Raw genomic sequence first — 5960 nt, forward strand, 5'->3', positions numbered from 1 at the left:
GGTGTTGACGAAACGAAAAAGCCGGCTATGATGGGCGGCTCGCTACACGGAAAGACGCTACGGCGGATTGAGGTGCAGCGGCGGCAACTTCCTCTTCACGAGGGGTTGACGAAGATGAAAAGCCTGCTAATATGGCCGGCTCGCTTCGCAGAAAACCTTCGGGTTGAAACGAAGCAGCGTCAACCACCTCGAAATGAGGTGTTGACGACAAGAAAAAGTCCGCTATAATGGGCGGCTCGCTTCGACGGAAATGACGAAGCTGACGGGAACGGCGCTGAGGCCACTTCCCAATGTTCTTTGACAGTGTGCGCAGGTAATTTGTGCGGACGCCTGCAGGAAGGATGATTGTCCATCTTGCAGACGTTTAATCAAAATGCAACATATTAATTGCTTTGCAAGCGATAAGTTGCCAGTGGTTGAACTTCTGCAGCTAAAGTAATTTGCCTTCGGGCATGTAATTTTAAGTGAAGAGTTTGATCCTGGCTCAGAGTGAACGCTGGCGGCAGGCCTAACACATGCAAGTCGAACGGCAGCACAGTAAGAGCTTGCTCTTATGGGTGGCGAGTGGCGGACGGGTGAGGAATACATCGGAATCTACTCTTTCGTGGGGGATAACGTAGGGAAACTTACGCTAATACCGCATACGACCTACGGGTGAAAGCGGAGGACCTTCGGGCTTCGCGCGATTGAATGAGCCGATGTCGGATTAGCTAGTTGGCGGGGTAAAGGCCCACCAAGGCGACGATCCGTAGCTGGTCTGAGAGGATGATCAGCCACACTGGAACTGAGACACGGTCCAGACTCCTACGGGAGGCAGCAGTGGGGAATATTGGACAATGGGCGCAAGCCTGATCCAGCCATGCCGCGTGGGTGAAGAAGGCCTTCGGGTTGTAAAGCCCTTTTGTTGGGAAAGAAAAGCAGTCGGTTAATACCCGATTGTTCTGACGGTACCCAAAGAATAAGCACCGGCTAACTTCGTGCCAGCAGCCGCGGTAATACGAAGGGTGCAAGCGTTACTCGGAATTACTGGGCGTAAAGCGTGCGTAGGTGGTGGTTTAAGTCTGTTGTGAAAGCCCTGGGCTCAACCTGGGAATTGCAGTGGATACTGGGTCACTAGAGTGTGGTAGAGGGTAGCGGAATTCCCGGTGTAGCAGTGAAATGCGTAGAGATCGGGAGGAACATCCGTGGCGAAGGCGGCTACCTGGACCAACACTGACACTGAGGCACGAAAGCGTGGGGAGCAAACAGGATTAGATACCCTGGTAGTCCACGCCCTAAACGATGCGAACTGGATGTTGGGTGCAATTTGGCACGCAGTATCGAAGCTAACGCGTTAAGTTCGCCGCCTGGGGAGTACGGTCGCAAGACTGAAACTCAAAGGAATTGACGGGGGCCCGCACAAGCGGTGGAGTATGTGGTTTAATTCGATGCAACGCGAAGAACCTTACCTGGTCTTGACATCCACGGAACTTTCCAGAGATGGATTGGTGCCTTCGGGAACCGTGAGACAGGTGCTGCATGGCTGTCGTCAGCTCGTGTCGTGAGATGTTGGGTTAAGTCCCGCAACGAGCGCAACCCTTGTCCTTAGTTGCCAGCACGTAATGGTGGGAACTCTAAGGAGACCGCCGGTGACAAACCGGAGGAAGGTGGGGATGACGTCAAGTCATCATGGCCCTTACGACCAGGGCTACACACGTACTACAATGGTAGGGACAGAGGGCTGCAAACCCGCGAGGGTAAGCCAATCCCAGAAACCCTATCTCAGTCCGGATTGGAGTCTGCAACTCGACTCCATGAAGTCGGAATCGCTAGTAATCGCAGATCAGCATTGCTGCGGTGAATACGTTCCCGGGCCTTGTACACACCGCCCGTCACACCATGGGAGTTTGTTGCACCAGAAGCAGGTAGCTTAACCTTCGGGAGGGCGCTTGCCACGGTGTGGCCGATGACTGGGGTGAAGTCGTAACAAGGTAGCCGTATCGGAAGGTGCGGCTGGATCACCTCCTTTTGAGCATGACGTCATCGTCTTGCGGGCGTCCTCACAAATTACCTGCATTCAGAGATTCATACCGGCACAGGCTGGTATGCGAAGTCCCTTTTGGGGCCTTAGCTCAGCTGGGAGAGCACCTGCTTTGCAAGCAGGGGGTCGTCGGTTCGATCCCGACAGGCTCCACCATAGTGAGTGAAAAGACTTCGGGTCTGTAGCTCAGGTGGTTAGAGCGCACCCCTGATAAGGGTGAGGTCGGTAGTTCGAGTCTACCCAGACCCACCACTCTGAATGTAGTGCACACTTAAGAATTTATATGGATCAGCGTTGAGGCTGATACATGTTCTTTTATAACTTGTGACGTAGCGAGCGTTTGAGATATCTATCTAAACGTGTCGTTGAGGCTAAGGCGGGGACTTCGAGTCCCTAAATAATTGAGTCGTATGTTCGCGTTGGTGGCTTTGTACCCCACACAACACGGCATGTAGCTCCGAGGCAACTTGGGGTTATATGGTCAAGCGAATAAGCGCACACGGTGGATGCCTAGGCGGTCAGAGGCGATGAAGGACGTGGTAGCCTGCGAAAAGTGTCGGGGAGCTGGCAACAAGCTTTGATCCGGCAATATCCGAATGGGGAAACCCACTGCTTCGGCAGTATCCTGCAGTGAATTCATAGCTGCTGGAAGCGAACCCGGTGAACTGAAATATCTAAGTAACCGGAGGAAAAGAAATCAACCGAGATTCCCTAAGTAGTGACGAGCGAACGGGGAGCAGCCCTTAAGCTGGAATGGCTTTAGAAAAACAATCTGGAAAGATTGGCCATAGAAGGTGATAGCCCTGTATTTAAAAGGGCCACTCCAGTGAAGACGAGTAGGGCGGGGCACGTGAAACCCTGTCTGAATATGGGGGGACCATCCTCCAAGGCTAAATACTCCTGACCGACCGATAGTGAACCAGTACCGTGAGGGAAAGGCGAAAAGAACCCCGGAGAGGGGAGTGAAATAGATCCTGAAACCGTGTGCGTACAAGCAGTAGGAGCTCGCAAGAGTGACTGCGTACCTTTTGTATAATGGGTCAGCGACTTACTGTTCGTGGCAAGCTTAACCGTATAGGGGAGGCGAAGGGAAACCGAGTCTGATAAGGGCGCATAGTCGCGGGCAGTAGACCCGAAACCGGGTGATCTAGTCATGGCCAGGGTGAAGGTGCCGTAACAGGTACTGGAGGCCCGAACCCACGTCTGTTGCAAAAGACGGGGATGAGCTGTGATTAGGAGTGAAAAGCTAATCGAACCCGGAGATAGCTGGTTCTCCTCGAAAGCTATTTAGGTAGCGCCTCGGACGAATACTACTGGGGGTAGAGCACTGTTATGGCTAGGGGGTCATCGCGACTTACCAAACCATTGCAAACTCCGAATACCAGTACGTACTATCCGGGAGACACACGGCGGGTGCTAACGTCCGTCGTGAAAAGGGAAACAACCCAGACCCACAGCTAAGGTCCCAAATTCACTGCTAAGTGGAAAACGATGTGGAAAGGCATAGACAGCCAGGAGGTTGGCTTAGAAGCAGCCACCCTTTAAAGAAAGCGTAATAGCTCACTGGTCGAGTCGGTCTGCGCGGAAGATTTAACGGGGCTAAGCAGTGAACCGAAGCTTGGGGTGCATAAAACTTGTTTTATGCGCGGTAGAGGAGCGTTCCGTAAGCCTGCGAAGGTGGATTGAGAAGTCTGCTGGAGGTATCGGAAGTGCGAATGCTGACATGAGTAACGATAATGCGGGTGAAAAGCCCGCACGCCGAAAGCCCAAGGTTTCCTTGCGCAACGTTAATCGACGCAGGGTTAGTCGGTCCCTAAGGCGAGGGCGAAAGCCGTAGTCGATGGGAAGCAGGTTAATATTCCTGCACCTCGCGTGAGTGCGATGGAGGGACGGAGAAGGTTAGGTGTACCGGGCGTTGGTTGTCCCGGGGAAAGGCGGTAGGTTTGGATCTTTGGCAAATCCGGGATCCTTTAAGACCGAGCACCGAGACGAGCCTTTATGGCGAAGTCACTGATACCACGCTTCCAGGAAAAGCTCCTAAGCTTCAGCTCACGAAGACCGTACCGTAAACCGACACAGGTGGGTAGGATGAGAATTCTCAGGCGCTTGAGAGAACTCGGGTGAAGGAACTAGGCAACATGGCACCGTAACTTCGGGAGAAGGTGCACCCTTTTTGGTGGCTCATGCGAGCTATAGCTGAAGAGGGTCGCAGAAACCAGGCCGCTGCGACTGTTTATCAAAAACACAGCACTCTGCAAACACGAAAGTGGACGTATAGGGTGTGACGCCTGCCCGGTGCTGGAAGGTTAATTGATGGGGTCAGCCGCAAGGCGAAGCTCTTGATCGAAGCCCCAGTAAACGGCGGCCGTAACTATAACGGTCCTAAGGTAGCGAAATTCCTTGTCGGGTAAGTTCCGACCTGCACGAATGGCGTAACGACAGCGGCGCTGTCTCCACCCGAGACTCAGTGAAATTGAAATCGCTGTGAAGATGCAGCGTTCCCGTGGCAAGACGGAAAGACCCCGTGAACCTTTACTATAGCTTTACACTGAACGTTGAGTTCGTCTGTGTAGGATAGGTGGGAGGCTATGAAACCATGGCGCTAGCTGTGGTGGAGCCATCCTTGAAATACCACCCTGTCGTGCTTGACGTTCTAACCTAGATCCGTTATCCGGATCAGGGACCGTGTATGGTGGGTAGTTTGACTGGGGCGGTCTCCTCCTAAAGAGTAACGGAGGAGCACGAAGGTACGCTCAGCGCGGTCGGACATCGCGCACTGTGTGCAAAGGCATAAGCGTGCTTGACTGCAAGATCGACGGATCAAGCAGGTACGAAAGTAGGTCTTAGTGATCCGGTGGTTCTGTATGGAAGGGCCATCGCTCAACGGATAAAAGGTACTCCGGGGATAACAGGCTGATACCGCCCAAGAGTTCATATCGACGGCGGTGTTTGGCACCTCGATGTCGGCTCATCACATCCTGGGGCTGTAGTCGGTCCCAAGGGTATGGCTGTTCGCCATTTAAAGTGGTACGCGAGCTGGGTTCAGAACGTCGTGAGACAGTTCGGTCCCTATCTGCCATGGGCGTTGGAAGTTTGAGAGGGGCTGCTCCTAGTACGAGAGGACCGGAGTGGACGAACCTCTGGTGTTCCGGTTGTCACGCCAGTGGCATTGCCGGGTAGCTATGTTCGGAAGCGATAACCGCTGAAAGCATCTAAGCGGGAAGCGCGCCTCAAGATGAGACTTCCCGGGGCACAAGCCCCCTAAAGGAACCATATAGACTATGTGGTTGATAGGTCAGGTGTGTAAGTACAGCAATGTATTGAGCTAACTGATACTAATGATCCGTGCGGCTTGACCATATAACCTCAAGTTGCCTTGGTCCCAACGAACGTTGGTAGATCACCAAACGCAAGCTACGTCACAAGTTACCTATGCGAGACGAGCGCTGTGAAGCGCTGCTCCAACCGTCTCCCTGGTGAAATTAGCGCTGTGGAACCACCCGATCCCATCCCGAACTCGGAAGTGAAACGCAGCTGCGCCGATGGTAGTGTGGCTCAAGCCATGCGAGAGTAGGTCATCGCCAGGGGCTTTACCCGAAACCCTCAGTCCAACAGGACTGGGGGTTTCTTTTTGCGCGACATTTGGCTGCGAAAAGCCAAAGCCAAAGCCAAATAGCACCGCTGCACTCGGACGCTCAAGGCGAAATTCCTGCGCCGTACCGATGCCCGCAGGCGACCCGCTGGATTTACCGCCGTTGGCCACCATATTGATCCGTGCCGGCGTACCGCCGGCCTGGATGATTGGAGACCTGCATGCCCGAGCTGCCCGAAGTCGAAACCACCTTGCGTGGCCTGGCACCGCATCTGGTCGGCCAACGCATCCATGGCGTCATCCTGCGGCGTCCCGACCTGCGCTGGCCCATCCCAGAACAGATCGAGC

Annotated in this window: 2 protein-coding genes, 2 tRNA genes and 3 rRNA genes; all 7 read left to right on the forward strand. The window is 53.9% G+C overall.

Annotated features, from left to right (window positions below; all coding sequences use genetic code 11):
* Nucleotides 1-228 (forward strand): hypothetical protein (locus FHT09_RS20115; RefSeq protein ID WP_219843008.1); only part of this gene is annotated, 228 nt, incomplete at its 5' end.
* A gap of 233 nt (nt 229-461) precedes the next feature.
* Nucleotides 462-2008: ribosomal RNA gene (locus FHT09_RS20000) — 16S ribosomal RNA — on the forward strand.
* Between the two features lie 92 nt (nt 2009-2100).
* Nucleotides 2101-2176, forward strand: a tRNA-Ala gene (locus tag FHT09_RS20005).
* 19 nt (nt 2177-2195) lie between these two features.
* Nucleotides 2196-2272, forward strand: a tRNA-Ile gene (locus FHT09_RS20010).
* 227 nt (nt 2273-2499) lie between these two features.
* Nucleotides 2500-5380 (forward strand): 23S ribosomal RNA (locus FHT09_RS20015).
* A gap of 112 nt (nt 5381-5492) precedes the next feature.
* A 5S ribosomal RNA gene (rrf, locus tag FHT09_RS20020) occupies nt 5493-5607 on the forward strand.
* The 16S, 23S and 5S rRNA genes sit together here with 2 tRNA genes alongside, the layout of an rRNA operon.
* Before the next feature lie 226 nt (nt 5608-5833).
* The coding region (locus FHT09_RS20025; protein ID WP_276568355.1) for a DNA-formamidopyrimidine glycosylase family protein at nt 5834-5960 on the forward strand (127 nt) is incomplete at its 3' end.

The sequence above is a fragment of the Xanthomonas sp. CFBP 8152 genome (genome assembly GCF_014199025.1).
Taxonomy (GTDB): Bacteria; Pseudomonadota; Gammaproteobacteria; order Xanthomonadales; family Xanthomonadaceae; genus Xanthomonas; species Xanthomonas arboricola_B.